15 protein-coding genes are annotated in these 16,174 nt (G+C 71.8%); 6 read left to right on the forward strand and 9 right to left on the reverse strand.

Annotation, left to right across the window (positions count from 1 at the left end):
- Positions 1-70 precede the first annotated feature (70 nt).
- The gene (locus tag ACDF64_RS07995) at positions 71-1,000 is read right to left on the reverse strand and encodes a hypothetical protein (protein WP_394554677.1); all 930 of its coding nucleotides are present in this window, start codon (positions 998-1,000) and stop codon (positions 71-73) included.
- A gap of 91 nt (positions 1,001-1,091) precedes the next feature.
- Here ACDF64_RS07995 and ACDF64_RS08000 point away from each other — a divergent pair, with 91 nt between their 5' ends.
- Together ACDF64_RS08000 and ACDF64_RS08005 are read left to right on the forward strand one after the other, a co-directional pair.
- Positions 1,092-1,832 carry a response regulator transcription factor gene (locus ACDF64_RS08000; protein WP_394554679.1) on the forward strand — a complete coding sequence of 247 codons (741 nt, stop codon included), beginning with the start codon at positions 1,092-1,094 and terminating at the stop codon, positions 1,830-1,832.
- Entirely contained in the window at positions 1,829-3,457 is a 1,629-nt protein-coding gene (locus ACDF64_RS08005; protein WP_394554680.1) for a sensor histidine kinase, read from the forward strand. The genes ACDF64_RS08000 and ACDF64_RS08005 overlap by 4 nt, the downstream gene beginning before the upstream one ends.
- A gap of 337 nt (positions 3,458-3,794) precedes the next feature.
- Here the strand turns inward: ACDF64_RS08005 and ACDF64_RS08010 are convergent, their stop codons facing one another.
- The 3 genes from ACDF64_RS08010 to ACDF64_RS08020 form a co-directional block, all read right to left on the reverse strand.
- Positions 3,795-4,187, reverse strand: coding sequence for a RidA family protein (locus ACDF64_RS08010; RefSeq protein WP_394554682.1), 393 nt, complete (start codon positions 4,185-4,187; stop codon positions 3,795-3,797).
- 116 nt (positions 4,188-4,303) lie between these two features.
- Positions 4,304-4,744 (reverse strand): MarR family winged helix-turn-helix transcriptional regulator, encoded by a 441-nt coding sequence (locus tag ACDF64_RS08015; protein WP_394554684.1) that lies wholly within the window; start codon positions 4,742-4,744, stop codon positions 4,304-4,306.
- A gap of 10 nt (positions 4,745-4,754) precedes the next feature.
- A complete protein-coding gene (locus ACDF64_RS08020) occupies positions 4,755-6,515 on the reverse strand; it encodes an MDR family MFS transporter (RefSeq protein ID WP_394554686.1) in 1,761 nt (586 codons plus the stop codon).
- Between the two features lie 412 nt (positions 6,516-6,927).
- Between ACDF64_RS08020 and rplJ the strand changes: the two genes are divergently transcribed.
- Together rplJ and rplL are read left to right on the forward strand one after the other, a co-directional pair.
- Positions 6,928-7,416 (forward strand): 50S ribosomal protein L10, encoded by a 489-nt coding sequence (gene rplJ / locus ACDF64_RS08025; protein ID WP_394554689.1) that lies wholly within the window; start codon positions 6,928-6,930, stop codon positions 7,414-7,416.
- Positions 7,417-7,465: 49 nt separating this feature from the next.
- Complete coding sequence (rplL, locus tag ACDF64_RS08030) at positions 7,466-7,843, forward strand: 50S ribosomal protein L7/L12 (protein WP_394554691.1); 378 nt, start codon at positions 7,466-7,468, stop codon at positions 7,841-7,843.
- Positions 7,844-7,961: 118 nt separating this feature from the next.
- On the opposite strand, the gene ACDF64_RS08035 is transcribed toward rplL, so the two are convergent.
- The gene (locus ACDF64_RS08035) at positions 7,962-8,585 is read right to left on the reverse strand and encodes a peptidoglycan-binding protein (protein WP_394554693.1); all 624 of its coding nucleotides are present in this window, start codon (positions 8,583-8,585) and stop codon (positions 7,962-7,964) included.
- A 165-nt stretch (positions 8,586-8,750) separates the two neighbouring features.
- Between ACDF64_RS08035 and ACDF64_RS08040 the strand changes: the two genes are divergently transcribed.
- Both ACDF64_RS08040 and ACDF64_RS08045 read left to right on the forward strand, forming a co-directional pair.
- Positions 8,751-9,212, forward strand: a complete 462-nt coding sequence (locus ACDF64_RS08040) for a MarR family winged helix-turn-helix transcriptional regulator (protein WP_394554695.1) — start codon at positions 8,751-8,753, stop codon at positions 9,210-9,212.
- Between the two features lie 128 nt (positions 9,213-9,340).
- Positions 9,341-10,540 carry an MFS transporter gene (locus tag ACDF64_RS08045; protein WP_394555080.1) on the forward strand — a complete coding sequence of 400 codons (1,200 nt, stop codon included), beginning with the start codon at positions 9,341-9,343 and terminating at the stop codon, positions 10,538-10,540.
- Positions 10,541-10,550: 10 nt separating this feature from the next.
- Here the strand turns inward: ACDF64_RS08045 and ACDF64_RS08050 are convergent, their stop codons facing one another.
- From ACDF64_RS08050 to ACDF64_RS08065, 4 genes are all read right to left on the reverse strand, one after another.
- Positions 10,551-11,690 carry a Gfo/Idh/MocA family protein gene (locus ACDF64_RS08050; protein ID WP_394554697.1) on the reverse strand — a complete coding sequence of 380 codons (1,140 nt, stop codon included), beginning with the start codon at positions 11,688-11,690 and terminating at the stop codon, positions 10,551-10,553.
- Positions 11,687-13,561 (reverse strand): DUF6807 family protein, encoded by a 1,875-nt coding sequence (locus ACDF64_RS08055; RefSeq protein ID WP_394554699.1) that lies wholly within the window; start codon positions 13,559-13,561, stop codon positions 11,687-11,689. Before ACDF64_RS08055 ends, ACDF64_RS08050 begins: the two co-directional genes overlap by 4 nt.
- Before the next feature lie 358 nt (positions 13,562-13,919).
- Positions 13,920-15,254: an ABC transporter substrate-binding protein gene (locus tag ACDF64_RS08060; RefSeq protein ID WP_394554701.1), complete on the reverse strand. Its 1,335-nt coding sequence runs from the start codon at positions 15,252-15,254 to the stop codon at positions 13,920-13,922.
- A 98-nt stretch (positions 15,255-15,352) separates the two neighbouring features.
- Positions 15,353-16,123: a carbohydrate ABC transporter permease gene (locus tag ACDF64_RS08065; RefSeq protein ID WP_394555082.1), complete on the reverse strand. Its 771-nt coding sequence runs from the start codon at positions 16,121-16,123 to the stop codon at positions 15,353-15,355.
- Positions 16,124-16,174 lie beyond the last annotated feature (51 nt).

Below are 16,174 nucleotides of genomic sequence, written 5' to 3' on the forward strand. Positions count from 1 at the left end.
CCCGCCCGTCTCGCGACGGCGCGCGGCGCGGTCGACGGCGCCGGGGCCCCGCCCGCGCCGCCCCGGGACCTCAGGCCACGTCGCGGTCGTGCGCGGCGCGGCCGTGCACCATGTCGACCCACCGGGCGAGGAACGCCGCTCCGGCCTCGTCGTGCACGAGGTCGCCCGCGGTGAGCACGGGATAGGGCGTCTCGGGGACGCCGTCGGCCGGGCGCACGTCGACGTGCGCGACCTCGAACCCGTTGCGGTGCAGCCAGTCGGCCATCGCGTAGTCGGTGCGGGAGTCGCCCACGGTCCGCCAGGCGACCGGCAGGGTGCCGTGCTGTTCGAGCCAGTCGATCGCGCGGCGCGCGCCGAGGTCCTTCCCGAGCACGACCGACTCGATGTCGGTCGAGATGATGGTCGCGTCGATGCGGTAGTCCACGTCGCCGCCCGGCGAGGGCGCCTCGCGCGAACCGTCGGTCACGCCGAGCCCGTGCCGTTCGAACTCGGCGAACGCGCGCGCGTCGAAGTCGCGCTGCACCGGGCGGTACGCGTCGCCCGAGACATCCGTGCGCTGCTCGACCGAGACCATCGCGCGCTTCGTGTCGTCGAAGAAGACGTGGTCGGCGAAGCGCTCGGCGACGAGGGCCTCGACCGCGCGGCCGATCGGCTCGGGCACCGCGAGGTCGCCGTCGACGCTGAGCTCGCCCATGCCGGCCGACGTGATCTCGAACCACACCGCGCCCTTCTCGCACACCGCGAACACGCGCGCGTGCTCGGGCAGGCCCGCGGCGACGAGCGGGCCGACGACCTCGTCGCGGAGGAACGCGTCGGAGCGGCCCGTGTTGAACACGATCGGCACGCCCGCGGTCGCGAGCCGGACGAGGTCCTCGACGATGGAGGGGATCGCGATCGAACGCGTGAGCGGGCTCGCGATCGGGCCGTCGACGTCGAGCAGGAGCCCGAGCGGAGGCGTGGATCCGGGCGCGGTCGCGGGCGAGGCGGAGGTCTGCGGCATCCGGCAAGGCTACCTGCGCGGGCTGGGCGGAGCCCGGGCGTCCCTCAGGCGGCCCATAGGGAACGCATAGCCCGACGCGGATACTGGAACCATGACGAACGAGCAACTCCACCACGCCCCGCAGCTCCAGAAGCCGGACGGCTCGATGGTGCGGGTGCTCGTCGTCGACGACGAGGCATCCCTCACCGACCTGCTGAAGATGGCGCTGCGCTACGAGGGCTGGGACGTCCGCACCGCGGGCGACGGCCTCTCGGCCGTGCGCCTCGCGCGCGAGTTCCGCCCCGACGCGATCGTGCTCGACATCATGCTGCCCGACATCGACGGACTCGAGGTGCTGCAGCGCCTGCGCGCCGACGGCAGCGAGGTGCCGGTGCTCTTCCTCACCGCGAAGGACTCGCTCGACGACCGGATCGCCGGGCTCACCGCCGGCGGCGACGACTACGTCACCAAGCCGTTCAGCCTCGAGGAGGTCGTGGCGCGCGTGCGCGGGCTCATCCGCCGCTCGACCCTCACGCTCGCCGCCCAGCGCGACCCGGTGCTGCGCGTCGGCGACCTCTCGCTCGACGAGGACTCCTACGAGGTCGAGCGCGACGGCACGCCCATCGAGCTCACCGCGACCGAGTTCGAGCTGCTCCGCTTCCTCATGCGCAACCCGCGCCGCGTGCTGTCGAAGGCGCAGATCCTCGACCGCGTGTGGTCGTACGACTTCGGCGGCCGCGAGACCGTCGTCGAGCTGTACATCTCGTACCTCCGCAAGAAGATCGACGCGGGCCGCGACCCCATGATCCACACGGTGCGCGGAGCCGGCTACATGCTCAAGGCGGTCGGATGACCCGCCCCGGCGACCCCGGCCACGCGGCTGCGGCGCGCGCCGCGCAGGCCGGGGCCCCCGCCGGCCCGTCGCGCCCGGCCGGGCCCCCCAGTCCAGGTGGGTCGTCGCGGCCGGGTGGCCCGTCGCGTCCCGGCGACGCGGGAACGGCGACGGATGCCCCGCCCGCGGGCCGCGCGCCGCTGTCGCTCCGCGGCCGCCTGCTGCTCGTCCTCGGGACGCTGCTCGTCGCCGTGAGCGCGATCGTCGGTGTGGCGAGCGTCGCGGTGTTCCACAACGCCGCGGTCGACCGGCTCGACGCCGACCTCGAGCAGGCCGTCGATCGCGCGGGGTTCGCGCTCCAGCGGCAGCCGCCGGGACGCGACGACACGTCCGACCTGCCCGGCGTGGTGCTCAACATCCCCGGCCAGGAGGCGGGGACGCTCGCCGCGGTCACCCGGGCCTCGGGCGATGCGACCGCGCTCTACATCGCCGAGTACGGGCGGGTCCTCCAGTTGCCGGACGAGTACACCGACGTGCTGGCGGGGGTCCCCGCCGACGGCGAGGCGCACACCGTCGAGGTCGGCGAGCTCGGCCCGTTCCGCGCCCAGGCGACGACCCGTCCGGACTGGAACGGCGTGACCATCGTGCTCGCGCTCCCGCTCGCCGACGTGACCGCGGCGACCGCGCAGCTCGCGCTCACGACGAGCCTCGTCGCGATCATCGGCCTCGCGCTCGCGATCTGGGTCGGCTGGGTCGTCATCAGCCGCGCGCTCGCTCCGCTCGAGCGCGTGACCGCGGCGGCGCAGCGCGTGTCCGAGCTCCCGCTCGAACGCGGCGACGTCGACCTCGACGAGCGCGTCGCGGTCGACGATCCCCGCACCGAGGTCGGCCGGCTCGGCACCGCGTTCAACCGCATGCTCGGGCACGTGGGCGCCTCGCTCAGCGCGCGCGAGCAGTCGGAGCGCAAGGTGCGCCGGTTCGTCGCGGATGCCTCGCACGAGCTGCGCACGCCGCTCGCGTCGATCCGCGGCTACGCGGAGCTCACGCGCCTGCACGGCGGGAAGCTCCCCGACGACGTCGTCCGCGCGATCGGGCGCATCGAGTCGGAGTCGCTGCGGATGACCGAGCTCGTCGAGGACCTCCTGCTCCTCGCCCGACTCGACGAGGGACGCGAGCTCGAACGCCTGCCCGTGGACCTGCGCTCGCTCGTGGCCGACGCGGTGGGCGACGCCCAGGTCGCGGGGCCCGATCACGAGTGGTCGGTCGTCGCCGACGATCCGGTGTCCGTGACGGGCGACGAGCCGCGGCTCCGGCAGGTCCTCGCGAACCTGCTCGCGAACGCGCGCGTGCACACGCCCGCCGGGACCTCGGTCGAGGTCCGCCTGACGCGGGCACCGGACGCGGCGCGGATCGTCGTGGTCGACGACGGACCGGGCATCGACCCCGAGGTGCGGGACTCGCTGTTCGAGCGGTTCGTGCGCGGCGACAGCTCGCGCTCGCGCCGAGCGGGCAGCACGGGCCTCGGCCTCGCGATCGTGCAGGCGGTCGTCGACGCGCACGGCGGCGAGGTCGTCGTCGAGAGCGAGCCGGGCCGGACGGCATTCACCGTCGAGCTCCCGCTCGACTCCCGCCCCGTGGTCGAGTAGCCGCCCTCGTCCGGTGGTCGAGTAGCGTCGCCGGAGGCGCCCTCCCGGTGGTCGAGTAGCGCCGCCGGAGGCGACGCGTATCGAGACCATGGTGACCCGATCTCGATACGCGTCCTCGCTCCGCTCGGGCGCTACTCGATCACCGGGAAGGGATCCTCGCTGCGCTCGGGCGCTACTCGATCACCGGGAAGGGGTCCTCGCTCCGATCGGGCGCTACTCGATCGCCGGGGGAGTCCTCGCTGCGCTCGGGCGCTACTCGATCACCGGGAGGGGTCCTCGCTGCGCTCGGGCGCTCCTCGATCACCGGGAAGGGGTCCTCGCTGCGCTGCCCCAGCGCTCAGCGCGGGATCGCCGCGATCGCCTCGATCTCGACGAGCACTCCCGGCCGGGCGAAGTCCGCCACGCGCAGGACCGTCACCGCGGTCGCATGCGGCCCCCAGACCTCGGCGGACGCCGCGAAGCCCGCATCGGCGGACTCGCCCGCGGCGAGGTAGATCGCCAGTCGCACGACGTTCGTCTGGTCGGCGCCCGCGGCGGCCAGCACCCCAAGCACGTTGCGGAGGGCCTGTTTCGACTGCTCGCCGAGCCCGCCTTCGACGATCGCGCCCGAGGCGTCCGTGCCGTTCTGGCCGCCGACGTACAGGGTGTCGTGGTCGCCACGGACGAGGACGCCCTGGCTGAAGGCGGGATTCACGTGGAGGGTCGGCGGATTCAGGTGCTCGATGTCCATCCACCCGGTCTACCCGCGCCCACCGACACCCGTCGAGGGGGTTGCGGGCGATCGGCCGGCGGAGACGCGAACGGCCCGCCCCGATGGGGCGGGCCGTTCGTCGTCGACGGGATGCGTCAGCCGGAGCCGACGATCCGCAGCACGTCGGCGAGGATCGTGAGCTCCTCGACCGAACGTCCCGCGAGCGCGGTGTGCAGCCGCTCCTGGTTCGCGGCGCGGACCGTCGCGATCCGCTCGTTCGCGAGCGGCGTGGCGACGAGCACGCGTGCGCGCCCGTCGCGCTCGTCGGCGCGGCTCTCGACGAGTCCGAGCTCCTCGAGCTGGCGCACCTGGCGGCTGACCGCGCTCTTGTCCATGTCGAGATGCTCCGACAGGGCGTGCGCGTTCGTGGAGCCGGCCCGCACGATGCTCGCGAGCAGCTTGTAGCCCGCGGGCTGCAGCTCGGGATGCACCTGCTTGGCCGATTCCGCCCAGATCACGCGCGCCCGGTTGAACACGATGCCGAACTGCTCCTCGACGGCCGCGACGGCGGCGTCGAGGGCAGGATCGGCGGTCATGAGGGCCATGTTAGCGACGTGCTCCCGGGGCATCCGTGCCGTCGATCGACGACACCGAGCCGGTGGCGACGCCGACGGGTTCGCGCGCGGCCCGCAGCTCGGCTTCCGCTTCCTCGACGAGCTCCGCCGTCGACGCGACGGACGCGCCGACCTCCGCCTCGGCGAGGTCGATGACGGCGTCCTCGGCCTCCTCCTGCAGCGACTGCGCGGCCGACTTCGTCGAGAGGCGCTTGTTCGGCAGGAACGCGATCGCGAGGAGGCTGAGCACCGCGAGCGGCACGACGATCCAGAACACGCTGGCGATGCCGGTCGCGTAGGAGCTCTCGATGATGACGCGGATGGTGTCGGGCAGCTCGTCGACCTTCGGCAGGGTGCCGGTGGCCAGGCCCTTGAGTGCCTCGACCTCCTCGGGCGTCGTCGGCACGAAGCCCTCGAAGCCGTCGGTGATGTTGGTCTTCACCTCGGTCGCGAGGAGCGACCCCATGATCGTCACGCCGACGGTGCCGGCGATCGAACGGAAGAAGTTCACGTTCGACGACGCGGCGCCGAGCTGCGAGGCGGGGGTGTCGTTCTGCACGATGAGGGTCAGGTTCTGCATGACCATGCCGAGGCCGGCGCCGAGCACGAAGATGTAGACGCTCACCCAGACGAAGTCGGTGTCGTAGTGCAAGGTGGTCAGCAGGTACGACCCCGCGATGACGAGCACCGACCCGGCGAGCATGAAGCCCTTCCAGCGGCCGAACTTGCTGATCAGCGCACCGACCACGATGGAGGCGCCCATCTGGCCGATGATCATCGGGATGCTCATGAGGCCCGACTCGGTCGGGGTCGCGCCGCGCGCGAGCTGGAAGTACTGCGCGAGGAAGATGCTCGTCGCGAACATCGCGACGCCGATCGCGATCGAGGCGAGCACCGCGAGCGTGAAGGTGCGGTTCTTGAAGAGCGACATCGGGACGATGGGCTCGGCGACCAGGAACTCGACGACGACGAACGCGATGAGCGATGCGGCGGCGACGCCGATCATGATGAGGCTCTGGGCCGAGTCCCAGGCGAACCCGCCGGCCGACTCGTCCTTGCCGCCGAGGGTCACCCAGACGAGCGCGAGCGAGACGCCGACCGCCATCAGGACGATGCCGAGGTAGTCGATCTTCACGGGACGCTTCGGCGTCTTCGGGAGGTGCAGCGTGAACTGGATCAGCAGGAGCGCGACGACCGCGAGCGGGAGCGGCAGGAAGAAGTTGGCGCGCCATCCCCAGGCGTCGGTGACGACGCCGCCGAGCAGCGGACCGCCGATCGTGGCGACGGCCATGATGCCGCCGACGATGCCCATGTACTTGCCGCGCTCGCGCGGGGAGATGATCAGCGCCACGACGATCATGACCAGCGACATGAGGCCGCCGGTGCCGATGCCCTGGATGACGCGCACCGCGATGAGGGTGCCGGCGTCCTGCGCGAATCCGGAGATCGCGGTGCCGACGACGAAGAAGCCGATGGCGAGCTGGAGCAGGACCTTGCGGTTCACGAGGTCGGCGAGCTTGCCCCAGATCGGCGTCGTGACCGCGGTCGCGAGCAGGCTCGAGGTGATGACCCAGGTGTAGGCGGACTGGTCGCCGCCGAGGTCGGAGACGATACGGGGCATCGACGTCGAGACGACGGTGCCCGAGAGGACGGCCAGGAACATGGTGACGATGAGGCCGGACAGCGCGACGAACACCTCGCGCGGGGTGCGCTCGGCCTGTGCCGGCGATGACGTGTCGGAGACAGCGGACAAAAGGGGATCCTCCGATGGGAAAGTTGATTTCCGTCAACCATATGTAATTGGTTGCATCATGTCAACTTTGGACATCGGTCAACTATTCCCGCGGTCGGGCGATGCGCGCCTCGCCGTTCCGCGAGGCGGTGGAGCGAGGATGCCCCGCCTGGGCGTTCCCCGTGCCGATTTGGCCGCAGGCGAGGCATCCGCTACCCTTGACGGAGCCGAAGACCGCTGGTTGTCGTGCTCGCGTGCGAGTTCGACCGAAGTCCTGTGAATGCAGGGGCCCGCGCAGGTGTGACGAAGACTTGCCTTCATTGGTTCGAGCTCCGCGCGTCTGCGCCGGAGCTCTTCTCATTTTCCGAAGCTTCCAGCGCTCCGAGGCCGTGCATCGCTCCCGCGATGCACGTTGAGTACACAAGGAGTGGCCATGGCGAACAAGGAAGCCTCGGTTGCCGAACTCACGAACCTGTTCGAGAGCTCTGCCGCCGTTCTGCTGACCGAATACCGCGGCCTGACGGTTGCCCAGCTCAAGCAGCTGCGCAACAACATCCGTCAGGACGCGAGCTACGCCGTGGTGAAGAACACGCTGACCAAGATCGCCGCGAACAACGCGGGGATCACGACGCTGGACGACGACCTCACCGGTCCGTCCGCCGTCGCCTTCGTGCACGGCGACTTCGTCGCCACCGCCAAGGCCGTGCGTGACTTCGCCAAGGCGAACCCGAATCTTGTGATCAAGGGCGGCGTCTTCGAGGGCAAGACCCTCGACGCCGACGAGGTCAACAAGTACGCCTCGCTCGAGAGCCGCGAGGTTCTGCTTGCGAAGGCAGCGGGAATGCTGAAGGCGACGATGGGCAAGGCTGCCGCCACCATCGACGCGCTTCGCGAAAAGCTGGAGACCGCCGAGGCCGCGTAAGCGCCCGACGATCTCGACACGAAAACCCCAGAAATCTAGGAGATACATCATGGCGAAGCTCACCACCGAAGAGCTGCTCGAGCAGTTTGCCGGTCTCACGCTTGTCGAGCTCAGCGAGTTCGTGAAGGCGTTCGAGGAGAAGTTCGAGGTCACCGCTGCCGCTCCCGTCGCCGTTGCCGGCGGCGCTGGCGACGCTGCCGAAGAGGTTGAGGAGAAGGACTCCTTCGACGTCATCCTCGAGGCTGCCGGCGACAAGAAGATCCAGGTCATCAAGACCGTCCGCGAGCTCACCTCGCTCGGCCTCGGCGAGGCCAAGGCCGTCGTCGACGGCGCTCCCAAGGCCGTGCTCGAGGGCGCGAACAAGGAAGCCGCCGAGAAGGCGAAGGAGGCCCTCGAGGCCGCCGGCGCCACCGTCACCCTCAAGTAATCCGCTCCCGCGCGAGCGGGATCGATGCTCGAGGTGACCGCGTCACCCTTGCACCACACGGATGCCCCGTGCCGATTCGTTCGGCACGGGGCATCCGTCGTCGGTGGGACCGTGCCGCTCAGTCGTGCTCGCTCCGGAGCAGGAGGGCGGCGAGCCCCGCGAAGGTGTTCGGCCCGGGAACGCCGTCGATCGGCCCGGTGTAGCCGCCGCGCCGGGCGATGCGCTGCAGGGCCTTCCACGTGTTGGGCCCCGGGACGCCGTCGATCGGACCCGCGTACCCGGTGCCCGTGAGGACGGTCTGCACGCCCGTCCAGGAGTTCGGCCCGAGGACGCCGTCGTACGGCCCCATGTAGCCGCCGATGCGGCCGAGGACCTGGAGCGCGAGGTTCGTGGCCGGCCCCGGGATGCCGTCGATGGGCCCCGCGTAGCCGAACCACGTGAGGACGGTCTGAACCCCCTTCCAGGAGTTCGGCCCCATGATCCCGTCGATCGGGCCGGTGTACCCGCCCTTGGTCGCGAGACGCTGGAGCGCCTCCGAGGTGGCCGGCCCCGGGACACCGTCGAGGTGCCCGGCGTAGCCGTAGCCCTTCCCCACCTGCTGGAGTCCCTTCCAGGTGTTCGGCCCGGGGACCCCGTCGTTGGGCCCGGTGTACCCGCCGGCGTGCGCGAGCCGCTGGAGGGTCGTCCCGTCGGACACCGAGAAGGTGCCCGCGGGGGTCGTCGCAGTGCTGTCGGTCGTCATGGTTTCCTCCTGATGCCGTCGAGACCGGGGGAACGTGCTTCGGAGCGTACGACGCCGTCGCGAACACCGCCTGAGGGTGGACCCTGAGACCGAGGTGCCTCACGGGAATCCGCCACGCGTGCTGGCCGGGCAAGCATATAGATAGTTTGGCTATATACTTGCGGGATGCCGAACTCCGATGAACTCACGACCCTCATCGGCGACCTCGTCTCGCTGAGCCACCGGCTCACCCGCCTGGCCGCCACCGCAACCGGCAGCACCGAGTCGCCCGCCGTCTGGCGCACGCTCAGCGTGCTGCGCGACCACGGCCCGCTCCGCCTCGGGGAGCTCGCGAAGGCGAGCCGGGTCAGCCAGCCGACCATGACGAAGCTCGTGCACACGCTCGACGAGCGCAACTGGATCCGCCGGATCGCCGACCGCGACGACGCCCGCGCCTGGCTGATCAACGCCGACCCGCGGGGCCTGGCCGCCCTCGCAGCCTGGCGCGACGAGCTCGCGGCGGAGCTCGCGCCGCGCTTCGCCGACCTGGAGTCCGATGAGCTCGCCGCGCTCGCGCGTTCCGCCGAGATCATCCGCGAACGCCTCGAACGCGCCGACGCCGACCAGGCCGGCGGTGCCGTCGCGTGACCACGACCGCACCGGGCCATCCCGACACCGCCGCCGTCGCAGCCGTCCCGCCCGGCTCCGTCGTCCCGCCGGACGCCCCCGTCGGGCCGGGCGCCCCCGCCGCGCGCCCCTCGATCCTGAAGCAGCCCATGGCCGTGTGGGCCGTCGCGTTCGCGGCCGTCGTCTCGTTCATGGGCATCGGCCTCGTCGACCCGATCCTGCCCGCGATCGCGCGCGACCTCGACGCGACGCCCGTGCAGACCGAGCTGCTCTTCACGACCTACCTCGCGATCACGGGCCTCGCGATGTTCTTCACGAGCTGGGTGTCCACCCGGATCGGGGCGAAGAAGACGCTCCTCATCGGCCTCGCCGTCGTCGTGGTGTTCGCCGCGCTCGCCGGGTTCTCCGGCAGCGTCGACGAGATCATCGGGTTCCGCGCCGGGTGGGGCCTCGGCAATGCGCTCTTCATCTCCACCGCGCTCGCGACGATCGTCGGGGCCGCCTCCGGCGGCGCCGCCGCCGCGATCATCCTCTACGAAGCCGCGCTCGGCCTCGGCATCGCGATCGGGCCGCTCATCGGCGGCCTGCTCGGCAGCGTCTCGTGGCGCGCGCCGTTCTTCGGCACCGCGGTGCTCATGGCCATCGCGTTCGTCGTCATCACCGTGCTGCTGCGGCGCGAGCCCGAGCGGGGCGCGCCGACCCGGCTGACCGCGCCGTTCCGCGCACTCGCGACGCCGGGCCTCGGCGTCATGGCGTCGGCCGCGTTCTTCTACAACATGGGCTTCTTCGTGCTGCTCGCGTACACGCCGTTCGTGCTCGAGGCCGAGGGCATGGGGTCGGCGATCGCGCTCGGGCTGATCTTCTGCGGCTGGGGCATCGCAGTCGCCGTCACGTCGGTCTGGGGTGCCCCGTTCCTCACCGCGCGCATGCGCCGCACCACGGTGCTGAAGACGATCCTGCCGCTCCTCGCGTTCGTGCTCGTGCTCGCCGCCGTGTTCGCCGGCTCGGTGCCCGGGCTCATCGCCTGCGTCATCGTCGGCGGGCTGCTGCTCGGCATCCTGAACACCGTCCTCACCGAGTGCTCGATGGAAGCGACCGACCTGCCGCGTCCCGTCGCGTCGTCCGCCTACTCGGGCGTCCGCTTCCTCGGCGGCGCGATCGCGCCGCCGGTGGCCGCGCTGATCGGCGGATGGCTCGGGGTCGCGATCCCGTTCGTGTTCGCCGCGGCGGTCGTGCTGGTCGCGCTCGCGATCATCGCGCTCGGCGGCCGCGCGCTCCAGCGCGCCGACGCGTCCCGGCCGCACGCCGAGGAGTCCGCCGAGGCCGTCGCGCTCGGCGACGCGGACTGAGCCGTCCGCCTCAGGCCCAGGGCGCCCCGAGCTCGGCGAACGTCCGGCCCTCGACCACGACGCGCTCGGCCCAGGCCTCGACGTCCGCGACCACGAGGTGCGCCTCGCCGTCGTCGTCGACGCGCCGCGCGACGAACGCGGGGTCGATCGGCGTCGGCGCCGGGGCGAGCCGCACGGCCTCGAGCACGCGCATGAACCCGCCCGTCGAGGCGATCGGGACCAGCAGCGGCGAGCCCGTCGCCGCATGCTCGACGAGGTCGGCGAGCAGGTTCGCACGGTCGTGCGCCGTGGTCCAGGGCAGGCCGCCGTCGCCGGGGACCACTTGGACGAGGTCGAGCGTGTACCAGAGCACGATCCGTCCCGCGCTGCCGTCGACGATCACGCAGGGCTCGCTCCGCCTCGGCGCGGTGAGCACGAGCGCGGCGGCGAGCGAGCGCCCGTCCGCGAGCCCGGCGACGAACGACGACGTGTCGTCGACCTCGATCGCGTTCGCGCGGTGCAGGTCGAGTCGCACGTCCGAGACATCCGCCTCGCGCGTCGAGCCCGCGATCGCGAGCGCCGTCGCGGTCGCGTGTGCGAGCGGGTTCGTCACGACGCCGTCGACGACGGGCACGCCGTCGAGTTCGCGCCGGCCCGCCCAGCGGGCGCGCCGCCAGTAGGCCTCGGTGCGCAGCCACGTGCCGAGCGCGCCGTAGCCTGCGACCTCGCCGATCGCGCCGTCCGCGATCAGGGACCGCACGAACGGCACCGCGGCCGAGCCGAGGCTCTGGAATCCGACCTGCACGCCGAGTCCGGTGCGCTCGGATGCCTCGACGAGCCGGTGGAAGTCGTCGAGGGTCGGCGTCGGCGGCTTCTCGAGCAGCACGTGCATGCCCGCCTCGAGCGCTTGGAGCGCGAGCGGCAGGTGCGTGTGCATCGGCGTCGAGAGCACGACGACGTCGAGCCCGCCCGCCGCGATCATCTCGCCGGCGTCGGCGTATCGGCGCACGTGCGCGGCGAACGCGTCCTCCGGCCGCGGCGTCGGGTCCGCGACCGCGGCGAGCACGGCCCGGCCGGATGCCTCGAGCTCCAGCGCCGCCCGGACATGCGTCGCCCCGTGCCCGTGGATGCCGGCGACGCCGATGCGGATCATCCGCTCGCCCGCGCTCATGCGCGCGGTGCCGGGCGCGCCGGCGGAAGCGGGGCCTCGGGGCCGACCGGGCGCGCGAGCCGCGCGAGCTCGGCGAGCTCGCCGGCGTCGGTGACCGTGCGGTCCACCAGGAGCGCGTCGAGGCCGAGGACCAGCCGGCCGCCCTCGGCGATCGTGCGGATCGCGTCCCACGCGACCGCGGGGCCGACGCCGAGGTACTCGGACACGCGCGCGAACCACGGCAGCGGTGCGTCGTCGCCGGCCTGGACCAGCACGACCGTCACGTCGCGCTCGGCGTCGACGACCGCGAGCCACGGCGACAGCGACCCGTGCGCGAGCTCCTCGCCGATGCCGTCCTCGGTCACGACGACCGCGTTCCAGTGCGGGAAACGCCAGAACACGCCGCCGTAGCCGGCACCGTCGCGGCCGTTCGTCGCCGGCGAGCCGAGCTCGAGCGCGCCGAAGTTCGCGTGCAGGCCGCTCCGCCAGCCGAGCGCCCAGGCCTCGCGGCCCGCGGCGTCGTGCACCGGGCGGCCGGTGATGGTGCGGGTCTCGCTGAGCTGCGCGATCTCGCGCTCGTCGAGCCAGGTGAGGCGTTCGACGAGCGTCTCGCCGTCGACCTCGAGCTCGTCGCGACGCTGCCGCCCCTGGTTCTCGAGCATGATCGAGCCGACGCCCTGCACGTAGGTCCGGCCGCCCCAGTACGAGGTGCCGTTGACGTCGGGCAGGACCACGCCGATGCCGAAGTGGTGCAGGTGGTCGGTGGGGTGGCTGTCGGTGACGCGCACGCCGGCGAGCGTGGTCACCGGGTGCAGGAACGGGCGCGGCGAGAGCACGCTGTCGATCGTCGTGCCCTCGTCGTAGCGGGCGACGATGCCGTCGCCGATGCGCAGCACCGGGCGGCCGGGGCTGAGCCAGCCGGTCGACTCGGGGGCGGGGCCGGTACTGCCGCGCATTTCGAGGATCGGGCGGTAGGAGAGCGGATGCGTCGCCGGCGCGCCGGCCATCGCGTCGCGCAGGCGCCGCCACGCCTGGGCGCCGATCTCGATCCGGGGGATGGACATGGAGGTGAGCGCGGGGGCCGAGAACCGCGCGAGCGGGATGTCGTCGACGCCCGCGACCGAGACCTCCCCGGGCACGTCGACGCCGAGCTCGCGGAGCCGCGCGAGCAGCCCGAGCGCGACCAGGTCGTTGAACGCGATCGCCGCGGTCGCGCCCGCGGCGAGCAGCGCGTCGGCGGCGCGATAGCCGTCCTCGACCTGGCTGCCCGCGGCGAGGTCGAAGATCTCGACGCCGGGGTAGCGGGCCGCGACGTCGGCGAGTCCGCGCCGGCGCTGGCGGTCCGCGTGGGCCTGCGGGGGCCCCGAGAGATAGGCGATGCGCGTGTGGCCGAACGTCGCGAGGTGCTCGGCGAGCGTGCGCGCCGCGAACTCGTAGTCGACGCTGAGCTCGGCCGCCGGGTCGCTCGAGACCGGCCGGTTGACGACCACGGCCGGCCCAGACCGGGCGATCAGGGCCTCGAGCCGCTCGGAGGGCATGCGCGGCGAGACGAGCACGAGCGCGTCGCAGCGGGAGCGCGCCTCGAGGGCGATCTCCTCCTCGTCGGCGACGCGCTCGGCGGTGTCGGCCACGAGCACGCGGTACCCGTCGAGCGCGGCCTCGCGGCTGAGGCCCTTGAGCACGCCCTGGAACATCGGGTTCTCGAGGTCGGGGACGACGAGCGCGACCGTGTTGCTCCGCCCGCTCACCAGGTTGCGCGCGGTCTGGCTGGGCGAGTAGTTGAGCGTCTCGACCGCGTCGCGCACCTTGGCGGCGATCGCGGGGTCGACCGTCAGGTTGCGGTTGAGGACCCGCGAGACGGATGCCTGGGAGACGCCGGCGTACTCGGCCACCTGGGCGATGGTGACCGGGCGGGACGACGGTCTGGGCACGGGGACCTCCGGGATTCGGTGGATCAGGAACGAACGTACGCGGGTTCGCGCGCCGCCGCGGGCGGCACGCGTGGGGATCGGGTCGGGCTGTGGGGCCGCGATGGGGAGCGGGGGCCGCTGCGGGCCGGGACCGCGGAGGGGTGAGCGGCTGCCGCGCAGGCAGTCGCGGCAGCCGCTCGGGTGGCGGGCCCCCGTCCGGCCCGGGAGGGACCGGACGGGGGTGCCGCCGGGAGACGGTCCGGGAGAACCGTCGGCTGCGACGGGGGAGGCGTCGCGTCTGGGGATCGGAGCGGAGCGGATCCGGTCGGATCCGGTCGGATCAGATCGCGGCGTCGTCGAGCGCCTGCTGGAGCTCCTCGATGAACGCCGCGGCGGCATCCTCGGGCGTCTCCTGCCCGAACAGCACGGCCTGGGTGTGCTGGTCGATGATCGTCTCGATCGCGCCGCCGCCCGGGGGAGTGGCGGGCGGGGCGTCGCCGACGATCGGCGCGAGGTCGTCGAGGAACTTCACGACGCTCTTGCTGACGTCGTCGAGCTTCGGCGTGATGTACTCGCGGATCTTCTCGTTGGCGGGCACGCCGCGCTCGGCGAGCAGCAGGTCGGCCGCGTCCTCGCTGTTGGCGAGCCAGTTCAGGAACGTGGCGACCTCGGCGGGGTGCTCGGTCGAGGCGGACGCCGACCAGAACATGGACGGCTTGTAGTAGGCGGATCCGTCCTCGGCGTCGTCGAGCGTCGGCACGCGCAGCGCGACGAGGTCCTGGCCGCTCGCGGCGCGCAGCGCCTGCACCTGGTTCGACCACCACGGGCCGAACGCCGACTGGTTCGTCGCGGTGAACGACTCGGCGAGGCCGGCGGTCTCGCGCTCGAGCGTCGCCGACGGGTCGGGCGTCGCGCCCGCCGACGTCGCCTCGAGCAGGAACTCCCACCACGAGGTGAGGTCCTCCTCGGTCGCGGCGACCTTGCCGTCGGTCGAGAACAGCGAGCTGCCGCGCTGGCGGAGCCAGTTGTTCAGGCCGCCGTCCTCGAAGCCCCACGACTGGGTGCCGACGGTCGCGCCGCCCGAGGCCTTCGAGACCTCCAGCGCGGTGTCGACGAAGTCGTCCCACGTCCAGTCCTCGTCGTCCGGGACATCCACGCCGTACTGGGCCAGGAGGTCCTTGTTGGCGATGATCGTGTACGAGTTGATGCCGACCGGCACGCCGTACTGGGTGCCGTCGAGGGCGCCGGTGCCGAGCACGGCCGACGGGAAGTCCTCGGTGCCGAGGATCGACGAGTAGCCGGCCAGGTCCGCGAGCACGCCGTTGGCCGCGTAGGTGGAGAGCTGCTTCTCGTCCATCTGGATGATGTCGGGGGTGTCGCCGCCGGCGATCGACGTGGACAGCTTGTCCCAGTACCCGGCCCAGTCGGTGTAGATGGGTTCGATCGTGATGTTCGGGTTCTCCTCCTCGAACTGCGCGATCAGGTTCTGGGTGATCTCGTGGCGGGTGTCGTTGCCCCACCAGATGAAGGAGAGGGTGACCGGCTCGTCCGAGAGCTGCAGCTCCGGTTCCGCGGGTGCGCCGGCGTCGCTGCCGGCGCATGCGGTGAGGCCGAGCAGGGTCGCCGCACCGAGGGCGGCGATGACGCCGGCGCGGCGACGAGGGATGCCTCGCATGGTGGTTCCTTTCGGTTGCATGGGTTCGTGGTGCGTGGGTGTGGGGTGGAGCGGGTGCGCAGGGCGGATGCCCCGGCGCGATCGGACCGGCGTCCCGGTCACTTGATCCCCGTGGTCGCGATGCCCTTGATCAGGAATCGCTGGCCGACGAGGAAGATCAGGAAGATCGGCAGGAGGCTCACGACGCTCATCGCGAACATCTCGCCGAAGTTGGTGGTGCTGTCCGCGTCGATGAACGCGCGCAGTGCGAGCGGCATCGTGTAGAGGTTGGGCTTCGTCAGGTAGATGAGCTGGCTGAAGAAGTCGTTCCAGGTCCAGATGAACGTGAAGATCGTGGTCGTCGCGAGCGCGGGGACCATGAGCGGCAGGATGATCTGGAGGAAGATCCGAGGATGCCCCGCCCCGTCGATGCGCGCGGCCTCGTCGAGCTCCTTCGGGATGCCCCGGATGAACTGCACCATCAGGAAGATGAAGAACGCGTCGGTCGCGAGCAGCTTCGGCACGATCAGCGGCAGGAACGTGTTCACCCAGCCGAGCTGGGAGAACAGCACGTACTGCGGGACGATGATCACGTGGATCGGCAGCATGATGCTGAGCAGCATGATCGCGAAGAACAGCCGCTTGCCGGTGAACTCGAGCCGGGCGAACGCGTAGGCCGCGAGCGAGCACGAGACGAGGTTGCCGACGATGCTGCCGATCACGACCAGGGCCGAGTTCAGCAGGTAGACGTTGAACGGGTACGACAGGGCGTTCCATCCGTCGGCGTAGTTCGAGATCTCGAAGCTGTCGAGCACGATCCCCGGCTCGCGGAAGATCTCCTCGGACGGGCGGAGCGAGCTCACGACCATCCAGATCACCGGGTAGAGCATGAGGATCGCCGCGGCGATCAGGAACACGTGGCGCACCAGCGAGGACACCGG

This window comes from Agromyces sp. MMS24-JH15 (assembly GCF_043518605.1).
Classification (GTDB): domain Bacteria; phylum Actinomycetota; class Actinomycetes; order Actinomycetales; family Microbacteriaceae; genus Agromyces.

Bases quoted from the DNA above. Each gene is read 5' to 3' on its own strand.
- rplJ (WP_394554689.1), top strand. From the start codon at position 6,928: ATGGCGAACAAGGAAGCCTCGGTTGCCGAACTCACGAACCTGTTCGAG.
- ACDF64_RS08050 (WP_394554697.1), bottom strand. From the start codon at position 11,690: ATGAGCGCGGGCGAGCGGATGATCCGCATCGGCGTCGCCGGCATCCAC.
- ACDF64_RS08060 (WP_394554701.1), bottom strand. From the start codon at position 15,254: ATGCGAGGCATCCCTCGTCGCCGCGCCGGCGTCATCGCCGCCCTCGGT.
- ACDF64_RS08010 (WP_394554682.1), bottom strand. From the start codon at position 4,187: ATGGACATCGAGCACCTGAATCCGCCGACCCTCCACGTGAATCCCGCC.
- ACDF64_RS08035 (WP_394554693.1), bottom strand. From the start codon at position 8,585: ATGACGACCGACAGCACTGCGACGACCCCCGCGGGCACCTTCTCGGTG.
- ACDF64_RS08065 (WP_394555082.1), bottom strand. From the start codon at position 16,123: ATGCTCTACCCGGTGATCTGGATGGTCGTGAGCTCGCTCCGCCCGTCC.
- ACDF64_RS08040 (WP_394554695.1), top strand. From the start codon at position 8,751: ATGCCGAACTCCGATGAACTCACGACCCTCATCGGCGACCTCGTCTCG.
- ACDF64_RS08045 (WP_394555080.1), top strand. From the start codon at position 9,341: ATGGCCGTGTGGGCCGTCGCGTTCGCGGCCGTCGTCTCGTTCATGGGC.
- ACDF64_RS08005 (WP_394554680.1), top strand. From the start codon at position 1,829: ATGACCCGCCCCGGCGACCCCGGCCACGCGGCTGCGGCGCGCGCCGCG.
- ACDF64_RS08015 (WP_394554684.1), bottom strand. From the start codon at position 4,744: ATGACCGCCGATCCTGCCCTCGACGCCGCCGTCGCGGCCGTCGAGGAG.
- rplL (WP_394554691.1), top strand. From the start codon at position 7,466: ATGGCGAAGCTCACCACCGAAGAGCTGCTCGAGCAGTTTGCCGGTCTC.
- ACDF64_RS08000 (WP_394554679.1), top strand. From the start codon at position 1,092: ATGACGAACGAGCAACTCCACCACGCCCCGCAGCTCCAGAAGCCGGAC.
- ACDF64_RS07995 (WP_394554677.1), bottom strand. From the start codon at position 1,000: ATGCCGCAGACCTCCGCCTCGCCCGCGACCGCGCCCGGATCCACGCCT.